The organism is Pseudomonas sp. NBRC 111139, assembly GCF_001753955.1.
In the GTDB taxonomy this organism is placed as follows: Bacteria; Pseudomonadota; Gammaproteobacteria; order Pseudomonadales; family Pseudomonadaceae; genus Aquipseudomonas; species Aquipseudomonas alloputida.
The window spans coordinates 44,629-63,435 of the sequence record NZ_BCBP01000042.1 but is presented as its reverse complement, the minus strand read 5'-3'; the positions used below and the strand labels follow the sequence as shown (position 1 = coordinate 63,435).

General features: G+C 59.3%; 15 protein-coding genes, 1 tRNA gene and 3 pseudogenes. 7 read left to right on the top strand and 12 right to left on the bottom strand.

Translation table 11 applies throughout. The annotated features are described in order from the left end of the window. Positions 1–16 precede the first annotated feature (16 nt). The 4 genes and pseudogenes from BJQ17_RS17205 to BJQ17_RS31710 all read right to left on the bottom strand — a co-directional run bounded on the left by BJQ17_RS17205 (position 17) and on the right by BJQ17_RS31710 (position 4,422). Positions 17–1,156: a trypsin-like peptidase domain-containing protein gene (locus BJQ17_RS17205; protein ID WP_014753732.1), complete on the bottom strand. Its 1,140-nt coding sequence runs from the start codon at positions 1,154–1,156 to the stop codon at positions 17–19. A 74-nt stretch (positions 1,157–1,230) separates the two neighbouring features. After that, on the bottom strand, positions 1,231–2,232 hold the full coding sequence (locus BJQ17_RS17200; RefSeq protein ID WP_014753733.1) for an ATP-grasp domain-containing protein: 1,002 nt from the start codon (positions 2,230–2,232) through the stop codon (positions 1,231–1,233). 1,049 nt (positions 2,233–3,281) lie between these two features. Then, positions 3,282–3,902: pseudogene (locus tag BJQ17_RS32145) on the bottom strand (DNA adenine methylase); the annotation flags it as partial. 428 nt (positions 3,903–4,330) lie between these two features. After that, positions 4,331–4,422, bottom strand: a tRNA-OTHER gene (locus tag BJQ17_RS31710). A gap of 791 nt (positions 4,423–5,213) precedes the next feature. Between BJQ17_RS31710 and BJQ17_RS17180 the strand changes: the two are divergent. After that, positions 5,214–6,140: pseudogene (locus BJQ17_RS17180) on the top strand (bestrophin family protein). Between the two features lie 97 nt (positions 6,141–6,237). Next, complete coding sequence (locus BJQ17_RS17175; RefSeq protein ID WP_060494607.1) at positions 6,238–6,465, top strand: hypothetical protein; 228 nt, start codon at positions 6,238–6,240, stop codon at positions 6,463–6,465. A 34-nt stretch (positions 6,466–6,499) separates the two neighbouring features. Here BJQ17_RS17175 and BJQ17_RS17170 read toward each other — a convergent pair whose 3' ends face one another. Continuing rightward, the gene (locus BJQ17_RS17170; protein WP_070096365.1) at positions 6,500–6,790 is read right to left on the bottom strand and encodes a hypothetical protein; all 291 of its coding nucleotides are present in this window, start codon (positions 6,788–6,790) and stop codon (positions 6,500–6,502) included. Between the two features lie 648 nt (positions 6,791–7,438). Continuing rightward, positions 7,439–7,792: a hypothetical protein gene (locus tag BJQ17_RS30185; protein WP_081238043.1), complete on the bottom strand. Its 354-nt coding sequence runs from the start codon at positions 7,790–7,792 to the stop codon at positions 7,439–7,441. Positions 7,793–8,554: 762 nt separating this feature from the next. On the opposite strand from BJQ17_RS30185, the gene BJQ17_RS17165 reads away from it, so the two are divergent. Then, positions 8,555–8,935 carry a hypothetical protein gene (locus BJQ17_RS17165; RefSeq protein ID WP_060494608.1) on the top strand — a complete coding sequence of 127 codons (381 nt, stop codon included), beginning with the start codon at positions 8,555–8,557 and terminating at the stop codon, positions 8,933–8,935. A gap of 42 nt (positions 8,936–8,977) precedes the next feature. On the opposite strand, the pseudogene BJQ17_RS17160 reads toward BJQ17_RS17165, so the two are convergent. Beyond that, positions 8,978–9,502: pseudogene (locus BJQ17_RS17160) on the bottom strand (cupin). A gap of 147 nt (positions 9,503–9,649) precedes the next feature. Between BJQ17_RS17160 and BJQ17_RS17155 the strand changes: the two are divergent. The 4 genes from BJQ17_RS17155 (at position 9,650) to BJQ17_RS17140 (ending at position 15,257) form a co-directional block, all read left to right on the top strand. After that, complete coding sequence (locus tag BJQ17_RS17155; protein WP_060494605.1) at positions 9,650–11,437, top strand: thiamine pyrophosphate-requiring protein; 1,788 nt, start codon at positions 9,650–9,652, stop codon at positions 11,435–11,437. 99 nt (positions 11,438–11,536) lie between these two features. Then, entirely contained in the window at positions 11,537–12,064 is a 528-nt protein-coding gene (locus tag BJQ17_RS17150; RefSeq protein WP_060494604.1) for a (2Fe-2S)-binding protein, read from the top strand. After that, on the top strand, positions 12,061–13,062 hold the full coding sequence (locus BJQ17_RS17145) for a xanthine dehydrogenase family protein subunit M (RefSeq protein ID WP_063425420.1): 1,002 nt from the start codon (positions 12,061–12,063) through the stop codon (positions 13,060–13,062). Before BJQ17_RS17150 ends, BJQ17_RS17145 begins: the two co-directional genes overlap by 4 nt. Next, positions 13,059–15,257 (top strand): xanthine dehydrogenase family protein molybdopterin-binding subunit, encoded by a 2,199-nt coding sequence (locus BJQ17_RS17140; protein WP_060494602.1) that lies wholly within the window; start codon positions 13,059–13,061, stop codon positions 15,255–15,257. Before BJQ17_RS17145 ends, BJQ17_RS17140 begins: the two co-directional genes overlap by 4 nt. 33 nt (positions 15,258–15,290) lie before the next feature. Here BJQ17_RS17140 and cydB read toward each other — a convergent pair whose 3' ends face one another. The 5 genes from cydB to BJQ17_RS30175 all read right to left on the bottom strand — a co-directional run bounded on the left by cydB (position 15,291) and on the right by BJQ17_RS30175 (position 18,770). Beyond that, positions 15,291–16,289, bottom strand: coding sequence for a cytochrome d ubiquinol oxidase subunit II (gene cydB / locus BJQ17_RS17135; RefSeq protein ID WP_060494601.1), 999 nt, complete (start codon positions 16,287–16,289; stop codon positions 15,291–15,293). Next, positions 16,286–17,662, bottom strand: coding sequence for a cytochrome ubiquinol oxidase subunit I (locus BJQ17_RS17130; protein WP_060494600.1), 1,377 nt, complete (start codon positions 17,660–17,662; stop codon positions 16,286–16,288). Before BJQ17_RS17130 ends, cydB begins: the two co-directional genes overlap by 4 nt. Further along, positions 17,655–17,906 carry a hypothetical protein gene (locus tag BJQ17_RS17125; RefSeq protein WP_060494599.1) on the bottom strand — a complete coding sequence of 84 codons (252 nt, stop codon included), beginning with the start codon at positions 17,904–17,906 and terminating at the stop codon, positions 17,655–17,657. Before BJQ17_RS17125 ends, BJQ17_RS17130 begins: the two co-directional genes overlap by 8 nt. Before the next feature lie 27 nt (positions 17,907–17,933). Then, complete coding sequence (locus tag BJQ17_RS17120; RefSeq protein WP_063425418.1) at positions 17,934–18,224, bottom strand: hypothetical protein; 291 nt, start codon at positions 18,222–18,224, stop codon at positions 17,934–17,936. A 153-nt stretch (positions 18,225–18,377) separates the two neighbouring features. Continuing rightward, positions 18,378–18,770 carry an NUDIX domain-containing protein gene (locus BJQ17_RS30175; protein WP_081238041.1) on the bottom strand — a complete coding sequence of 131 codons (393 nt, stop codon included), beginning with the start codon at positions 18,768–18,770 and terminating at the stop codon, positions 18,378–18,380. Between the last annotated feature and the right edge of the window lie 37 nt (positions 18,771–18,807).

The following is an 18,807-nucleotide window of genomic DNA, read 5'->3' as shown; positions in this document are numbered from 1 at the left end:
CAATGGCCTGCAGCATTTAATTTCGCGCTTCGACTTTCCAAAGCGACGGTTGAACACCCCTCGCTATATCGGCAGGTGTCTGCGCTGCATGAGAGTCATTGACTGTTATGTGGATATGGCATGCTTCTAAGAAGGCGCCGAGCAAATGGGACTTGACCGCAAAGTTCATGTTCTGCGCATCTGGCACGGTTGAAGTAACCATTCCGACCACACTCCCCTGCGAGTCGAACAGTGGACTACCACTCGACCCTGGCTGAATTGCCGCTGTGAACTGCAAGAGGCTCGAGTCGTTACGTAGTCCGAACAGGGCGGAGACGCCGCCCTGAGTGACATGCGCACCACCGCCCGCAAATCCCGACATTGGGAAGCCAATCGCTGTCACTGCGTCGCCCAGGGAGCAGCCGCCGGTTGCGGCGAACTGGACAGGCGTCAATGGCGCACCATCTACTCGGAGCAATGCAATGTCGTTTGAAGTGTCGACCATCACTGGCTCAGCTCGGTACCGACCATTGAAGGAACTGATCTCAATTGACGACATCCCCTCGATGACATGGGCGCAGGTCAACAGCCCGTTGCTGGACACAGCAAAGCCAGTGCCAGTGGCGGCCGTTGCACCGCCATTAGGCCGAGAGTCGCGACTTCCAACCTCTGGATGGTCAGGGTTGGCTTCGTCTATCTCCACTCCGAGCCTGCGGCCAAACGCCGCCAGGCCATAGGCTGAGCCTTCTGCCATGGCCCGGAACTTCCATTGTCCACCGCGGGAATAGAACTCGCCCAATACCAACGCGCTCTCGCCAAACGCGCTGGTATCCAGGTCGTAGGAAATCGTTTGATCAACCTTGAGCTTGAGGTTGCCAAGAGAGCTAACCGGCCCGAGGTTGGAATATCTGTAGACGATCAGCAGAACGCGATCACTGCCGGCAGGCAGGCTCCCGAGCTGAAGCGAGCAGCCGACCTGCTCCCGACTACCACTCCATTGCATCCAGGCGGGCTGCTCAATGTGAAAGAGCGCGGCAGCCCCCTTTGGGGATCGTTTGTCATCAACAGGGATCAGCGCGACAGCTGCGGTTGAGCCAAAAGCATTCTGCTGCGAAGACTCCAGCGTCCACGATGCTTTTTGTGAAGAAAGTGCAACATTGGCGCCTGGCGTCAGCATGTCTCGCTCCCTGAGTAGACAGAAACTTTAATCTATAATCTGGTACACGTGGTACCAGAATGATGGCCATTCTATCACCCAGCCGGGGTCGTAACGGCAATAGTGATCGCCCGAATTCGCACCCCCTCCTTCCAAGAAATCTCTGGCTCTGGGAGGCCAAGCCGGCGCGCAGCGAAGATACCCGCCAGGTTGACACCAGCTTCACGGGTGTAGCCAACACCACCTGAATATCGTGGGTTGATCTCAAGAAGCCTTGGCATCCCATCGGCGCCATCGCGGGTCTGGACGTTGATGATGCCGTCACAACCGAAATGCTGAGCCGCGGCGACAGCCAGATCGGTTGCCGGCGTGTCTCGCTCGAAAGTTTGGTGCGCTCCGGCTTTCCGGCGACCGACATACGCCACTACCTTGCCGCCCTCACAAACCATGTCTACGGAGCACTCTGGCCCTGGGAGGTAAGGCATCACCAGCATCGGCTCACGAGCTGGCCCGGCCGAGTAGATCCGATGATAAGTCTCGAAGTCGACTTCTCGAGCATCTGGGTTCGCAAAGCAGCGGAATGGGTCAACACCGGCCTTGAACCGCCAGAATCCCTGTCCATAGATGCCAACAACCGGCTTGATGCAAACCTCTGAAGTCGGACTCAAGGTTTCGTAAGCAGCGCGCAGCTGCTGTGGGTTTTCAACCGTGATAGCGGGGATGCAAGCCAACCCGGCGCGTTCTGCCTCGGCCGTAAAATTGGCCTTGTCGTCAACCAGCTCAAAAGTGCGCTTGCTCATTCCGCCGGTAACAAGCGTGATGCCTTCGCGCTCAAAATCCGCACGACGGCTCTCATACGCGCCCCCAAGGCGACCAGCTAAGACCACCCTAATCGAGTTCTCGACTGCAGTGCGGAGCACCCAGTCAATTCGCTCTTCGCGGTCTTCAGGCTCCTTGAAGCTGCCGTGAGCCAAACCGGTGATTTCCGGCCGGTCACCACCATGGGATGCGAATACGCGCACGCCGGCCGGGAGTGCCTCTAAGGCGCCCAGAATGATGTCGCGCTGAGAAGCCTGACCCTGTAGAAACCAGATCATTAAAACCACCTTGATTTAGTACAATTGAATTTGGATCTAGGATGCCGACCTTGGGCGTGATGGTAACGGTTGAGCCGGCGGCTTCAAGAGGGCATCATTATGATCTGCCTCCTTAAAAAACGCCTCTGGCCTGGTGGTAATCGCGTCACGCAAATTGTTGCGATTTATTAATGGGTTCGATCGCGACAGATGGCCGGAAGCCCCCGTGATAGTCCCTATGATGCCCCTGGCCATAAATCTTCTCTCACTAATCTTGATTGTTTTTGTTCACGCTTGCAGAGCCTGGAGGAGGAGCTGAGCAGACATCCTCAAGCATTTTATGATGTGGTCGTACTGTTCCCGTGTGATCGCCCCTGATTCCAATGCTTCCCTAGCCTTAAAGCGGATCACGTCTTTCGATAGTTTTGTCCGGCCGTTTTTTCCTGGCCTTGAGTATTTCGTCAGCCAGCCTCTTAAGTTCTGATGTAGCCATCGTGACTCCCTTCAGTTTGAATTATCAAGATTAAGCTTTGGGGGGCATCTACGACCTCAGTTCAGCATCCAAGGTTACTCCACAGGCCATTCAGCGACTTGAGTGCGATGCACAGCTCAACAAAGTGAGCATGCAAGCACTGGCATTTGCGATAGAGGCTGAGGGCCTGGTTTTCTTTCCTGTCCATCCACCACTCAAGGGCATGAAATGCCGTGGGTCGACAAAAGACGCGCGCAGCCGCCGTGACTACCACCTGCTCGAGTAACTAGGTATGTCCCAGCGCTACCGATTCCCAAGTGGAAAACTCGCACCCGGCTTGATGCTACCAACGAAGATCGAGGGACGCCTTCGCCTGCGCCTCGCATCAATCGAAGCAGCCGATATTCCCGTAACTGCTTGATTGCCCAGGCCAACGCGCAGGGTGCCTGCCTCGGCCTGGACATGGGGGATCTTCTGCTCCGCTCCGACATCGAGCGCGTGGAAATCCCGGTCGACAACGTCGCCAGTAGCGGCTAGCCGAGCTGGCCGGCGACGTGGAGCTGTAACCGATCCGACTACTCCAGGCAGTCCACAGGCCTCAGAACAGTCCGCCCAGCGGTGACTGCTGCCATTTCATGATCACCAACTCGCCGGCCACCTCAGATTTAGTCTGGCGCTGGTTCGTGTTGCTGTAACGAATATCCAGGCACTCGAAGTGGAAGCCATCGAAGGCGCGCCGGATGTCTAGGTGGTCGTTGACGCTGACCATCACCTTGCCCTTGCACCTGCGCATGAAATCGGCCATGCGCTCGCACTTCTCAAAGGGGAAGTCGACGCCATAGATAGCATTCTGCCATTACGGCGGATCCATGTAGAAGAAGGTGTGCGCTCGATCGTAGCGCTCGCCGCAGACGAGCCATGACAAGCTCTACATAGGTGCCAGCGAGGCGCTGCCGCGCGGCGGTTAGGTTTTCTTCGATGCTCAACAGGTTGATGGCCGACTCAGTGGTCGCGTTACCGAACGCTTGCCCGGTGACCTTGCCACCGAAGGCGTGCTGCTGCAGGTATCAGAACCGGGAGGCGCGCTGGATGGCGGTCAGGGTCTCGGGGCGTGTCATCTTCTGCCACTCGGAGATCTGACGGGAGCTAAGCGCCTACTTGAACTGGCGCACTCCTCTAGGTGATTCTGAACAACGCGGTAAAGAATGACCGGGTCACCGTGGGTGACCGAGAGGATTGCTTAAACAATCGTCCTACCCCAGCCGAACTCGGTGGCTATGAGCCGCTTCGGTGAAGCCAACCGCTCAGCGGAAACTCTGCTGAAATCCACCGAAAGCCAGACGCTAAAGGATGGGCTGGAGGATGGGCTGAAAAGCTGTAGGCGTAAAAAAACCCTGAAAAATCAGGGTCTTAATATGAATTAGTGGCGGAAGCGTAGGGATTCGCACCATCTCATCCCCCTCTAAGCTACTCGCCTTCTGCATGAGTGGATGTAGTGCCAGGGATCGTCCGATTCAACATTCATGGACAGTGGGCAGCTGAAAATTCGGTGGGGCAAAAAGTGGGGCAAAATCGCTAACCAAGATAAAGCAGACAGGCATAAAAAAATTCAGTCACCGCTAAGTGACTGGATTTTTTGGAGTTTTTTGGTCGGGACGGAGTGATTCGAACACTCGACCCCTTGCACCCCATGCAAGGAGAGAACGGGCAGGAGGCCACTTACGCTGATCGCCGTCCCCGTATCAATGCGGACAAGGTGGCCTAAAAATTTCCGGCAACACAACATCTAGCGGTAGACGCCCCCCACCAAGCTTCGCGCCGCAGCACTGCCCCCACCGTAATTTGAAGTACCTTTCGACGGTCCCGTGCTAGCACCTGGAGATATCAGGTCGCTCATGAGGGTCCGCTACCGACTCTGAGATATCTTTCGTGGAAAGCAGCCGTCGGCCCAGAGCTGACGCTCAACACTGATAGCCGTCGCAATCACCCGATCATTCTTCCCCGAGGTGTTGGGTCCGCCCCTTGAGTGGGGCATTTTGTTGCCCATTCATCTGCTCGAGCGCACCTCGATGAATTAGGTAGTTTCCAAAGCGTACGGCCCGGAAAAACTGGACTCTATCGGAGAGGTCGCTATGTCTATTGACTCGAATTTTCAAGATCAACCGCAAGTCTCAGATCCATCGATGCCTGGTCCTGATGTAAATAATCCTACCCTGAACCCCGATGACCCTAAGAAGTACGATCCGCTAAGGAAGCCAGGCATGGATAGCCCAGAGGATTGGGAGGACCAAGAACGGTTGCCTCCCGAAGCGGATGAACCGACGCCACTTTCTGATGACCGGCGTTGAGCTGAAAGGCCCGGCTTCGGCCGGGCTGCAATACCACCCTTCTACTCCCTGACATTACAGATGCCTCGCGTATTTCCGGCGTGTAAGTGCGGATAGGCATTAAGTTCCTGTTAAGGATCGCGCCGTAATCTCCTTGATCAGGCAATAAGCCCCAGCGCCCAGTTGATGAGGAGAGATGCGATATGGAAGCTGCACTGGCGAACAAATGGAAATGCCTGGCCCGGACAATCACGTATGTTGGTTGGGCGCTGTTCTGGCTATTGCTGTGGGACGTCGCAGTCACCCTGGATGCGATGCTCGCGGCGGGATATGGGTTTGAGCTGCCGTTGATGCCCCTGTCACTGTTGTGCTAAGCCCTGGTAGTGCTGATCAGTTTTCGTAACTCCAGCGCTTACAACCGATGGTGGGAGGCACGGACATTATGGGGTTCGATGGTCAACAGCTCGAGAAGCTATGGCCGCCAGGTACTGACGCTGATCGACGATGAGCAGCTTGCCAATCCAGTCAAGGCTAGGCTCATTCAGCGTCACGTGGCCTACCTCCAGGCCTTGCGAATGCATCTGCAAGGAAAACGGGACATCTCTGCTTTAACGCCGCTGCTGTCCAACCACGACCTGCAGTTGCTCACCACAGCAAGCAATTTGCCAAACGACATCCTCAGCGGCTCTGCAGAAATCATCGCTAGGGAGTTTCAGGAGGGCCGCCTCGACAGCATCCGCCTAGCCCGCCTTGAGTCCACGTTGGTCGATATTTCGAACTGGCAAGGCGGAATGGAGCGGATTGCCAATACGCCGCTTCCCTACCCTTACACCTACTTCCCCAGGATATTCAGCACCCTCTTTTGCGTGATCATGCCGCTCAGCCTGGTGCCCTCTTTGGGCTGGTTCACACCGGTCGTCTCCACGGTGGTAGGTTGCATGTTGCTGGCCATGGAGCGAATCGGCACCGACTTGCAAGCACCATTCGGGCGTAGCCAACACAGCATTCGTACCGATGACCTCTGCCGAAATATCGAAAAGAATCTTCAGTCGATGTTTAACTCTCGGGAGCGTGGGGCCTTGTCATTGACGCCAAGCCTGGCCACCGAAAGGCACCGTTCTGCCTCGTGAGGCACGGCCAACGGCTTGACAGTTTGCAAGCTCGCTCAAGATAGTAACCAGAGACTGCGGCTAGCCACATAAGCAGCCGGACTAGGAGGACAACACCATGGCTGATCAGATAGCCCGACTGGACGCTGAGCTCGTCTCTCTGGATCAGATTGCTGCTGAATTGGAGCGCCAGGTGGGACCTAGCCCTGTAACGCGCCCCCTGGTCATCGCATGGTTGAGCGAATGGTTGAAGGTGGCGGGCGAATCGAAACCCGGTTTACCTCATCTGCCTCACTCTCTCAAAGCGGCTTATGCCGCCTGGACGCATCAAGCCGTGGATCGCTGAACGGAAACTGCAACCCACGGTTTCCAGCGATGTTTTAAGCAATCCGTTGTTTCGGCTGGTGACGCTCAGCAGCGAGGCACCTTGCACGGCCAACCCCCCAGGCCAAGGCACGCGTCATCGACTCTCCTGGCCGCGTGTCGAAGGCTTCTTCGTGCAGTGGCATACCGGTGCCGGCATACACGCCTATGAACATTTGCGTGTCACCTGTGCGCGAAAGGCGCGCTTGGACATCCATCGTAGTGCCGTCATCCAAGCTCTCATAGTGCGTCCTGTGATGTAGCGCCGGGTCTGCCCATTTCCAGAAAATGTCACCGCGAATCCGCATGCCGCCCTCCTACGACTTTAGTCTTATATATGGGGTTTCTGAACCTTAGCGCAGCGGAGCAGAAGAGACAGCCCCGCCGAGCGGATTATGGATAGATACTGTGATGGGATGTGACGTGGGAGGCATTCCAAATGCGTCAACGGAATTCAGGATGTCCCAGGATTCTAAAGACCCTTTGAAGATTGCTTCTCAGCGCTGATCTGCACCAGCGGCCCATGGTCATGAATGCACAGTGAGATTGAAGGCGAGCCCGATCCAGCACGACTTGCCGTCCGCGCTTCCTCATCACAACTCTCCAGCCAGTGCCCGGATCCGCGATAGCAACCTTGTCGCTCGGAAGCTGAAACTCCCTCACTCCCACTTGACTGTGCACTGAGATGTGCCGAGAGCGAAGTGCTTCAAAGGCACAACGCAGTAAATGTCGTATGACACTTAGATCATTTACTGAGCCTGCGTCCTTTTCGATGGCCAGGCAGGCCGCAGCGAGCACCTCAGCCACCAACTGCTCGGCTTGATCCATGTTTTGATTTGGCATGTCGTCCTCGACCTGACCGACAAAAAAATACCTTGCATGGCTGGCATCAGCATAGCGAGGGTCCCACGCCCGCAATCAGCGGGGAGGTTGGCTTCCCGGAACTTCCAGGCATGCTACGCCCCTGATTCAGGGTCGCTCGCCGGAACTCCAGGGGAACGCTGGCTTTCCTTGTCATTGCCCAGACCGGGGTTGATACGCGGATCATCAGGTATGGGAGCCCCTTCCTTTAGTTGATTATCCCGGCGCACATCCCGCCTACTACTCGCACCGCTAGGGTTTGGGTGTTCACTGGATACTGAGTTGTTTGCATCCACATCATCCATCTCTTCTTCTACAGGGGACTCATCCTCAGGCGGCAACGGGACCTCAACCTCTTCTGTCCCGCGACGCTGCGATGTTTCATCACCGTGTTTATCGCCGATCACCTGCTGCGATACCTTACCGGGAGCATTTTCATCAATGACCATGTCCTTTCTCCGTTCAGAGGCAGATGGTACCTGCACCTAAACTTGGAAAGCGGGCGATGCTTGAGAGTGCCTGCAGCTAGACGAGTGGCGTGGCAGCCTGTCGAAGCCGGACCTTCGGTTGAACGCCTTTCCTCAGAAAGGGGCGTCGGTTCATCCACTTCGACAGGTAAGCGCTCTTGATCCTCCCAATGCCCTCGATCGCGATCGGCCTGACCGTGACAGCCGGCCTTTCTGCATCAGAACCTTCCGTCGCTCTGCGGGCACCCTTCGGTAAACAGCAGGCCGAACACAGGGTGAACAACCAGAGAGGGAGTTTCACCATGAAAGCAGAGAAACCGTGCGCGTTGCTGCTCGCAATGTGCTTGGGTTGCGCGGCGCCATTTGCCCTGGCTGCCACAGACCTGAACGATCAGCGCGCCCCGGGCACGCAACCTCACAGCAATGGGTCCATGAACGGCCAAGGCGATGCGACAGGCTCTGGAATACCAGCAGATGGAATGGGCACGGGTAATGGCGGTACCCATGACAATGGAACGGACAACACGGGCGGTGACGGCACCGATACTGACTCGGGCTCCGGTGATAATGGGGGGGATGGTAGCGGTGCAGGACCGGCGAGTGGTAGTGGTGGCTCAACCGGTAGTGGATCAGGTTCAGGATCGGGCAGCTAGGTGGAATGGCCAAATGGCGGAGGATCTCCCGCTCATGGCCCAGCGTTTCAGTTTCGCCATTGATCAAGCAACACACTCAGGAGTGGATGCCATGCCACGCGGTGACAAGGACAAATATACGGACAAGCAGAAACGCAAGGCCGAGCACATCGAGCAATCGTACGAGGACAAGGGCGTGGGCAAGGACGAAGCCGAAGCGCGCGCCTGGGCCACCGTGAACAAGCAATCCGGTGGTGGTGAAAAGCCGGGAGGCTCGGGGAGGAGGACTGCGTCACGCGAGAAGAAGACCGCACGCACGGATTCAGCCAAACGCGCCGCCGAGTCTCGTCAAGGGCACTCACGCACTTCGCGCGCGTCGCTGGAATCACAAAGCAAGCAAAGCCTTATGAAGGAGGCGCGCAGCAAAGACATCAAGGGGCGCTCGAGCATGAACAAGGCCCAGTTGGTCGAAGCCCTGCAAAAACAGGGGTAATCGGAGAAGGTCGGCGCAGCGTGAGGCTCACTCGCCTCACACTCAACGCCATTGCGTCAGCAGCATGCCCCGAATACCGCAGACCGGGTCTTGTTCAGGGCACAGCACCTGGGCGATGCGCGCGAGATTGCGCGGGTGTGCTGCTCTGTCGGGCCGCTGAATGTCGTAGTCTTCCTGCCCAAGAGGATAGGCGCCGACCACCAGGAAGTTATCGCTGCACTCGATGCAGCGATGGCCCGTACCTGCTGGCAGCACCAGCACATCTCCCCGCTCCACGCTCACGCTTTGCCCGTATTCACCGCCAAGCGTCAAACGGGCCCGTCCACAGGCAATCCCGAGTGCCTCGTGAGCGTTTGGATGAAAGTGGTGATAGTCGAAAATCCCTGAGCGCCAGAGCGGGGTCCATTGGTGAGCCGCAAACATCACCTCGAATGCGCTGGCATTGTCCTCCGACGGGTCAAGTTTCAACCGATAAAGCAGTACGGGAAAACGGCTGTTCGGCGTCGCGCCGTCGTCTTAGAAATACAAGGTCTGCACGCTGGCATCTTGTGTATTCATGAGCGTCATGATGCGCACCCTGAGGGGTTATCGGTGCAACTTCGAACCCGTCGGCGGTTGCCTGGTTCCAGCCGGCAGACGGGTGCACATACCGTTGAAACTTTCCCGGCACGTGCCAAGTCCAGAAGCCTATCGATAACAGAACGGGAGCAGGCAATGACCGGCACGGTAGGCGACTTTCTGGTAGAGCGTTTGTATCAATGGGGCGTACGGCGCATCTTCGGTTACCCTGGCGACGGCATCAATGGTGTATTCGGCGCGCTGAGCCGGGCCAAAGGCAAGATAGAGTTCATCCAGGCCCGCCATGAGGAGATGGCCGCCTTCATGGCCAGCGCCCATGCCAAGTTCACAGGCGAGCTCGGTGTGTGCATGGCCACCTCCGGCCCGGGCGCCTCGCACTTGCTTACCGGCCTGTACGATGCACGCATGGACCACCAGCCGGTGCTGGCCATCGTCGGTCAGCAGGCCCGTGCGGCACTGGGTGGGCACTACCAGCAGGAACTGGACCTGCTGTCGATGTTCAAGGACGTCGCCGGTGCGTTCGTCCAGCAGGCATCGACGCCGGAGCAGGTACGCCATCTGCTCGACCGTGCGGTGCGCACCGCCGTCGGCGAACGCCGCGTCACCGCCATCATCCTGCCCAACGACTTGCAGGACCTACCCTACAACGAACCACCCAGGGCCCACGGTACGGTGCATTCCGGCATGGGCTTCAGCAAGCCCAGGGTGCTGCCCTTCGAGGAGGACTTGCAGCGCGCGGCCGAACTACTGAACGCCGGTCGCAAGGTGGCGATACTGGTGGGTGCCGGCGCGCTGCAGGCGACAGAGCAGGTCATTGCAATTGCCGAAACACTTGGCGCCGGGGTGGCCAAAGCGCTGCTGGGTAAGGCGGTGCTGCCGGACGACCTCCCATGGGTCACTGGATCGATCGGCCTGCTCGGCACCGAGCCCAGTTATCAGCTGATGAGCGAATGCGACACCCTGCTGATGATCGGCTCCGGCTTTCCCTATTCCGAGTTTCTACCCAAGGAAGGCCAGGCACGAGGCGTGCAGATCGACCTGCAACCCGACATGCTAAGCCTGCGCTACCCGATGGAGGTCAACCTCGTCGGCGACGCCAGCGAAACATTGCACGCACTGTTGCCGTTACTTGACCACAAGACCGACCGACGCTGGCGCGACAAGGTAGAAACCTGGCGTGCACAGTGGGACAAGACCGTGGCCAAGCGCGCCCTGGTCAAGGCCGACCCGATCAACCCGCAACGCGTGGTCCATGAGCTTTCCCCTCGCCTGCCCGACCACGCCATCATCACCAGCGACTCCGGCTCCTGTGCCAACTGGTTTGCCCGCGACCTGCAGATTCGCCAGGGGATGCAGTGCTCGCTGTCCGGCGGCCTGGCCTGCATGGGCGCCGCCGTGCCCTATGCGATTGCAGCCAAATTCGCCCACCCGCAACGGGCTGTAGTTGCTTTGGTGGGCGATGGGGCGATGCAGATGAACAACCTCGCCGAACTGATCACCGTGGCCAAATACTGGCAGCAGTGGGACAACCCGCAATGGATCTGTGCCGTGTTCAACAATGAAGACCTCAACCAAGTAACCTGGGAGCAACGGGTCATGGAGGGCGACCCCAAGTTCGAAGCTTCGCAGTCGATCCCTGACGTGCCCTACCATCTGTTTGCCATTTCCATTGGCCTGCAAGGTATCTACGTAGATCGCGAAGAGGACGTTGCCGCTGCGTGGGAGCGTGCGCTGGCTGCCGATCGGCCAGTACTGATCGAGTTCAAGACCGACCCGAACGTGCCGCCCTTGCCACCCCACATCAAGTTGGAACAGGCAAAGAAGTTTGCCAGCAGCTTGCTCAAGGGCGACCCCGACCAGGCGGGCATCATTATGCAAACAGCCAAGCAGGTGCTCGGCTCGGTGCTGCCTGGCAAGAAGTGACAGGCACCTCGGCGAGCCGGCTGAACGTTTGATCAGCCGGCCCGGTCGCAAAAACAGAGACGCAGCAGACTGCGCAAACCCTGACCGTGAGGACCTACCATGAGCGCGATCGCCTACAACGGGGCTGCACAGCACCCCATCTGCCTGACCCTCAATGGTCAGCCCCGAACCCTGCAAGTGCATCCCTGGGTCACCTTGCTTGACCTGCTGCGTGAGCAACTGGACCTGGTCGGCACCAAGAAAGGTTGCGACCATGGCCAGTGCGGCGCGTGCACGTTGCTGCGCGATGGCAAGCGCATCAATGCCTGCCTGACCTTGGCTATCATGTGCGACGGGGCCGACCTGCTGACCATCGAAGGGCTGGCCAGCGGCGACGTTTTGCACCCCATGCAGCGCGCCTTCATCACCCACGATGCGTTCCAGTGCGGCTACTGCACCCCGGGGCAGATCTGCTCTGCGGTGGGGCTGGTTCACGAGGGACGTGCCGACACCCGCGAGGCCATTCGCGAGCAGATGAGCGGCAATCTTTGCCGCTGTGGCGCCTACGGCAACATCGTCGCAGCAGTGGAAGAAGCCCTGCCGTTGATGACCGACGGGGCCCAGCCGCAACGAGGGCCGAACCCATGACGCCCTTCAGCTACCACAAGCCCGCCTCGGTCAGCGAAGCGGTGAACCTAGCTGACGCCTGCTCGCACTTCATCGCCGGGGGCACCAACCTGATCGACCTTATGAAGGAAAACGTGGTGCGCCCAGAGCGCCTGATCGACATCTCCGGCCTTGGGCTGGACGGTATTCACTCCACCCCCGGCGGCGGCGTATTGATCGGTGCACGGGTGAGCAATGCCGACCTGGCCTGGCACTCGATGATCGAGCAGCATTATCCACTGCTGTCAGACGCGATCCTGGCTGGGGCATCGCCGCAGTTGAGGAACATGGCCAGTACCGGTGGCAACTTGTTGCAACGTACCCGCTGCTACTATTTCTACGACACCGGCACCCCGTGCAACAAGCGCGAACCGGGAAGCGGATGCCCTGCGCGTGCAGGCATGAACCGCATCCATGCCATTCTCGGTGCCAGCGACGCCTGTGTCGCGATCCATCCCTCGGACATGTGCGTGGCATTGGCAGCGCTTGAAGCCGTGGTCCACGTACAGGGGCCGTCCGGCGAACGGCAGATACCTTTCGCGGATTTCCATCGACTGCCCGGGGACACCCCCGAGCGCGACAATCAACTGGCATTCAATGAGCTGGTAACAGGCATCGAACTGCCGCCCCCGCTGTTCGAACACCATTACCGTTATCTGAAAATACGCGACCGCGCCTCCTACGCGTTCGCGCTGGTGTCAGTCGCTGCAGCCTTGAACTTCGATGGCGATGTGATCCAGCAGGCGCGCCTGGCACTGGGCGGCGTAGCCCACAAGCCGTGGCGGGATTCGGTTGTGGAGTGCATGCTGGCCGGCCAGGTGCCTTCTGAAGCGCTCTTCACCCGCGCTGCACAAACGATGCTGCAAGGTGCACAACCCCTGAGCCACAACGGCTTCAAGGTAACGCTCGCTCAGCGAGCAATCGTGCGGGCATTGGATGACGCGGCGCGCGGTGCCGCCAACGGGAGGCTACGACCATGATCAACAGCACACCAGTAGTCGGCACGCCCCTGGACCGCGTGGACGGTGTGACGAAAGTCACCGGACAGGCCCGCTATGCGGGCGAATATCCCCAGGCGGGCCTGCTACACGGCAGCGTCGTGTCCAGTACCATTGCCCGCGGTCGGGTACTCGACATCGACAGTACGCAGGCCATGTGCGTGCCCGGGGTCATCGCCGTGCTCGACCATGGCCATCGTCCGCCTATATCCAGTTATGACGACGACTACAGCGATGCCGACTCTGCCGAGGGGGCGCCTTTTCGGCCCTTGTTCAATGATCGCGTGCTCTACAGCGGCCAACCGTTGGCGCTGGTGATCGCCGAAACCCTCGAACTGGCCCGCTATGCAGGCTCGCTGATCAAAATCAAATATGCCGAGAAGGCTCACCAGACAGACCTGGGCGCATGCCAACAATCGCATGCCGCACCCGCCGAAACACCGGCGCCGCGTGGCGACTTCGCCGGGCAGTTTGCCGAGGCGCCGGTACAGGTGGATGCCACGTATCTGACGGCCAACGAACACCACAACCCGATGGAGCCCCATGCGTCGACCGTTCACTACAAGCCCGACGGCACCCTGGAAATCCACGACAAGACCCAAGGCACGCAGAACTGCCAGGACTACCTGCACAAGGTGTTCGGCCTGCCCAAGGCAAACATTCGTGTGCGGGCGGCATTCGTCGGCGGCGCCTTCGGCTCGGGCTTGCGCCCGCAGTACCAGTTGCCGCTGGCAGTGCTGGCGGCGTTGCACCTCAAGCGCTCGGTGCGCGTGACCCTGACCCGCCAGCAGATGTTCACCTTTGGTTATCGACCCCGCACCGAGCAACGTTTGCGCCTGGGTGCAGACACAAACGGGCGCTTGCTGGCGATCGCTCACGATGCGCTTGGCCAGACCTCCCGCTTCGAGGACTTCACCGAGCAGCTGGTGGAATGGAGCGGCATGCTTTACCAGTGCGACAACGTGGCGCTCAGTTATCGCCTGGCCTCGCTCGATGTCTACACCCCGCTGGACATGCGGGCGCCTGGGGCCGCGTCCGGGATGATTGCACTGGAATGCGCGATGGATGAGCTCGCCTGTGCAGCGCAGATCGACCCGGTAGACCTGCGCCGCCGCAATTTCACCGACAACAATGCCAACGAGGGCAAGCCTTACTCCAGCAAGGAGTTACTGGCGTGCTATCAGCAAGGTGCCGAACGCTTTGGCTGGCAGGGCCGCAATCCGCAACCGCGCAGCATGCGCAGTGGCAAACGGTTGATCGGCTGGGGGATGGCTGGCGGCGTCTGGGAAGCCATGCAGATGAAGGCCAGCGCCAAAGCGCGCATCGATAGCCAAGGTAAACTCACCGTCAGCAGTGCCACCACCGATATCGGAACCGGCACTTATACGGTCATGACTCAGATCGCCGCCGACGCAGCTGGCGTCAAGGTGCAGGATGTCACCTTCATGCTGGGTGACTCCTCACTGCCCACCGCCCCGCTTCAGGGCGGATCGTTCACGGTGTCGTCGGTGGGCTCGGCCGTGCGCCAAGCCTGCCATGTCCTGCGCACCCGGGTGCTGGAACATGCGCGCAAAATGTACCCCCAGGTGGCCAACACACCCCGGCAGCAGATTTCTTTCATCGATGGCTACCTGCACGCGGGCAGCCATCGCTGGGCCTTGGCGGACATCGTGGCGATCGCCCCCGACGGTAAGTTCGACGTGCAGATCGACGCAGAGCCCGGCGCCAGGCGCCAGCCGTTCTCCACCGCCACCCATTCGGCGGTATTCGTGGAAGTCCACGTCGACGAGGACCTTGGCACGATCGATGTAACTCGGGTGGTCAGCGCTGTGGCGGCAGGACGTGTGATCAACCCGAAAACCGCACGCAGCCAGATCCTGGGGGGCGTAGTTTGGGGGGTGGGCATGGCCCTGCACGAAGCAGCGTTGACCGACCATCGGCTAGGCCGCATCGTCAATCACAATCTTGCGGAGTACCACATCCCGGTCAATGCAGACTGCGGGGATATCGAAGTGATCTTCGTTGAGGAGCACGACGACATTGTCAATGAACTGGGCTCCAAGGGGGTGGGTGAAATCGGCGTCGTCGGGGTGGCCGCTGCGGTGGCCAACGCGGTCTACCATGCCACGGGCAAGCGTGTAAGGGATTTTCCGATCACGCTCGACAAAGTGCTCTGATCGGGCGGGGGCCAAGTCCCCACCCGCTTTGCGCTAACGACGACGCGCTCGGAGCTTGCCGGCGAACACCCGGAAGCCCCAGGTGTTATAAGCCAGCGTCAGCGGCACCACGGCTGCGAAGCCGATCAGCATGAACAGCTGGGTGGATCTTGAGGCGCTGGCCTCGACAAGGGTCAGCGCCGGCGGAACTGCCAAGGGGAAGAGCGCGATCAGCATGAGCGTGAACGCGAAGCAGATGACGCCCAGGGCAAACGACAACGGCAACCAATCCCGCGTCCTGCCCCAGGCCAGGGAAAATCCCGCGAGTAGCACTGCCAAGGCCGCACCGGCCGTAAGCACGACCCAGCCCTGGCTCAGCCGCTGCCAGTAGCGTGCATCCAGCGCCATGGTCAGGAGCAGCACAGCGACCAGCACCAGTACGGCAACCCCGCATAACAGCCGAGCCTGGTGCTTTGCGCGCACTTGCAGTGTTCCTTCAGTTCGCCAGTACAGCCAGCAAGCGCCCAGCCACAGATAGCTGACAACCAGCGCCAACGCGCAAAACAAAGGAAAAGGCGCCAGCCATTCTTTGCCGTCGCCACTGTATTGACCCTGATAGTGTGGGACACCCTGGATCAACGTGCCCAACACCAGCCCCTGGCACAGCGTGGCAAGCAGCGAGCCACCCAGCGTTGCGGCATCCGACCAGCGTTTGCGGGTCAAGTGCTCACGAAACTCAAGGCCTGCTGCACGCAGGATCAAGCCCATGAACATCAACAGCAACGGCACATAAAGCGCTGGCAACAACACCGCGTAGGCTGTCGGGAATAGCGCCAGCAGCCCTCCACCGCCCAATACCAGCCAAGTCTCATTGGCATCCCAGATCGGCAGAATCGTGAGCACCAGCACCTCGCGCTCTTCGGCGCGACGATGAGCAGCCATGAGCATGCCAACACCCAGATCGGTACCATCGAGCAACACATAGACAAGCACCGAGAACGCCAGCGCTGCGGCGCTCAACAGGGTCAGCAGGTCGACACCCAGGAGGCTCATGGTTGTTCCCCGACTCGCGGCTCAGGGCCCGCCTCGTCCAGCGCGGGCGCCCGGCGCAGCACATGCAACAACAACCACAACCCGATACCGAAGGTGATCACGTAGAACGCCAGGATCGCCACCGTGGCAGCCAAAACGGTCGAGGTGGCCACCGGCGACACGCTGTCGGCCGTGCGCAACAGGCCATAAACGGTAAACGGTTGACGGCCGACTTCGGTCACTACCCAGCCACTGAGCATGGCTACAAAGCCCGCAGGCGCCAACCCTACACTGACGCATTGCAGCCACCGCGCACTCGTTAGCCGCCCACGCCAGCGCACCACCAAGCCAGCAATGCCCTGCATGACCATCAGCAACCCCAGGCCAACCATGATGCGAAAGGCAAAGAACACTACCGGCACCGGTGGCAGGTCTTCGCGTGCAAATTCATCGAGCGCGGCGATCGTGCCAACAAGGTCGTGAGTCAGGTACAGCGACCCCACCCGCGGGATGGCCACTTCAAGGCGGTTTTGCTGCAACGCCATGTCAGGCACGGCGAACAGCCTCATCGGCTCACCGGCACCTTTCGCCGGGCGGTGCCAAGAGCCCTCGATGGCCGCGACCTTGATCGGTTGCGTCTCGAGCGTGTGCTGTCCATGCAGGTCGCCTATCGCCACCTGCAAGGGCGCCAGCACTGCAATGGCCCACAGCGCCATCGAATACTGCTGCCGTGCGCGCTGGTTTGAAGGCGCGCGCAGCAGTTGCCAACCGCCCGCTCCCGCAACCATTGTGGCGGTACCCAGCAACGCAGCCACCAGCATATGCGCCAGACGGTAAGGAAATGACGGATTGAAGATGATCGCCCACCAGTCTTCGGCGACGAAGCGGCCGTGGGCATCGATCGAGTAGCCTGCGGGGGTCTGCATCCATGAGTTGGCACTGAGGATCCAGAAAGCGCTGACCAATGCCCCGACAGCCACTGCGCAGGTGGCCATGAAGTGCAGCCTCGGACCGACCTTGTTGAGGCCGAACAGCATGACCCCAAGGAATCCCGCCTCCAGGAAAAACGCTACCAGTACTTCATAGAACATCAAGGGCCCGATCACCTCCCCGGCCGCCGAGGACAACCCCGACCAGTTGAGCCCGAACTGATACTCCATCACCAGCCCCGATGCGGTACCGACAGCCACCGTCAACGCAAACACCTTCAGCCAGAAACGGTAGATGGCCATCAGCTGCTGATCACGACGGTACAACCACAGTGCTTCAAGCACCATCAACCACTGGGCCAGGCCAATGCTGAACGCCGCCAGGACGATATGAAAGCTGATAGTGATGGCGAACTGAAGCCGCGCAGCCAGAAGCGCTGTCGCCGCACCGCCGAACTCAACCAAGCGGATATTCCGCTGGCAAGCCGCTTTGCGGATCAGCCGCCAACGACTGCGCGCGGTCCAGCGTAACCGGAACCGACCTGGCCGCAGGCACCTTGACGTGCTCGGCGCGGTGCCAGAGCGTCTTCAACGGGTTGCTTTGCGGGTAGTAACCCGCTGCGCAGCCTTCGCGAATGTCGTACGCACCGAAGATCACGCTGCTGGCGCCCCGCACATCAGAGAGATGAATGATCAACATGAGCGGCATACGACCAACTTCGAATTACACAGTGTCCTAGGCCATCTTCATCGCTTCCCGCCGTTGATCTGTAGCCAGACGCCTAGCTCTACCAACACCCCAGGCCAGAGCCCGAGTCATCGATTCGCCCGGGCGGGAATCGAACGCTTCTTCATGCAAAGCCATTCCACAGCCAGCATACACTCCGATGAACATTTGCGTCTGGCCGGTGCGTGAGAGCCTGACCTGGACATCAATCGTGGTGCCGTCATCGAGCTCCTCGTCATGGATACGATGATGAAGCACTGGATCCGCCCAATTCCAAAACACGTCACCTCGAATACGCATGCCGCCCTCCTACGACTTTAGTCTGATGCGGAAACCTCACCATAGCAAAGCCAAGAGGCAGTTCAATGACTTAGGCTCTGCGAATACAGGCATCAGACAACCGGTCTAATTTTTGATACAAACAAATTTTCTTGTACAACTTTGCAACTTTCATCAGGCGGTCAGAGCAGGCAGCCGCGTTGCCAAGAGGCCGGCTGCTGCGGACGTCAGCAATTGAGGTGTAAGCTTTTCGCGAAGCACCCATTTACACGCGACGATTTCATGGTCGGCAACAGGCTTCTCATTTTCGTGGAATCGGGTGGTGAAGATGTGATGCACAACTGAATCCACTTTGATTGAACACAGAGACAGCAGGCCATACCCTTCAATCGATGTCTCTTCACGTAGCTCTCTTGCTGCAGCTGTATGAGGGCTCTCACCAGGCTCAATCGAACCACCTGGGAAATTCCATTTGCCGCCTTTCTTCCGGACAAGCAGTACCCTGCCGCTTCGCAGGCAGATTATCGTTGCCCTGGATTTGATTCTGCCTTTTCGTTTGTCCCGCATACATGCACTCGTATCATCACCCATCAACACCCAGCCT

What these genes read in the sequence shown, in the direction of transcription:
- BJQ17_RS17120 (WP_063425418.1), bottom strand. Translation starts at nt 18,224, where the DNA reads ATGCGTATTCGAGGTGACGTGTTTTGGAATTGGGCGGATCCAGTGCTT.
- BJQ17_RS17155 (WP_060494605.1), top strand. Translation starts at nt 9,650, where the DNA reads ATGACCGGCACGGTAGGCGACTTTCTGGTAGAGCGTTTGTATCAATGG.
- BJQ17_RS17165 (WP_060494608.1), top strand. Translation starts at nt 8,555, where the DNA reads ATGCCACGCGGTGACAAGGACAAATATACGGACAAGCAGAAACGCAAG.
- BJQ17_RS17175 (WP_060494607.1), top strand. Translation starts at nt 6,238, where the DNA reads ATGGCTGATCAGATAGCCCGACTGGACGCTGAGCTCGTCTCTCTGGAT.
- BJQ17_RS30175 (WP_081238041.1), bottom strand. Translation starts at nt 18,770, where the DNA reads ATGCGGGACAAACGAAAAGGCAGAATCAAATCCAGGGCAACGATAATC.
- BJQ17_RS17140 (WP_060494602.1), top strand. Translation starts at nt 13,059, where the DNA reads ATGATCAACAGCACACCAGTAGTCGGCACGCCCCTGGACCGCGTGGAC.
- BJQ17_RS30185 (WP_081238043.1), bottom strand. Translation starts at nt 7,792, where the DNA reads ATGGTCATTGATGAAAATGCTCCCGGTAAGGTATCGCAGCAGGTGATC.
- BJQ17_RS17170 (WP_070096365.1), bottom strand. Translation starts at nt 6,790, where the DNA reads ATGCGGATTCGCGGTGACATTTTCTGGAAATGGGCAGACCCGGCGCTA.
- BJQ17_RS17150 (WP_060494604.1), top strand. Translation starts at nt 11,537, where the DNA reads ATGAGCGCGATCGCCTACAACGGGGCTGCACAGCACCCCATCTGCCTG.
- BJQ17_RS17145 (WP_063425420.1), top strand. Translation starts at nt 12,061, where the DNA reads ATGACGCCCTTCAGCTACCACAAGCCCGCCTCGGTCAGCGAAGCGGTG.
- cydB (WP_060494601.1), bottom strand. Translation starts at nt 16,289, where the DNA reads ATGAGCCTCCTGGGTGTCGACCTGCTGACCCTGTTGAGCGCCGCAGCG.
- BJQ17_RS17200 (WP_014753733.1), bottom strand. Translation starts at nt 2,232, where the DNA reads ATGATCTGGTTTCTACAGGGTCAGGCTTCTCAGCGCGACATCATTCTG.
- BJQ17_RS17205 (WP_014753732.1), bottom strand. Translation starts at nt 1,156, where the DNA reads ATGCTGACGCCAGGCGCCAATGTTGCACTTTCTTCACAAAAAGCATCG.
- BJQ17_RS17125 (WP_060494599.1), bottom strand. Translation starts at nt 17,906, where the DNA reads ATGCCGCTCATGTTGATCATTCATCTCTCTGATGTGCGGGGCGCCAGC.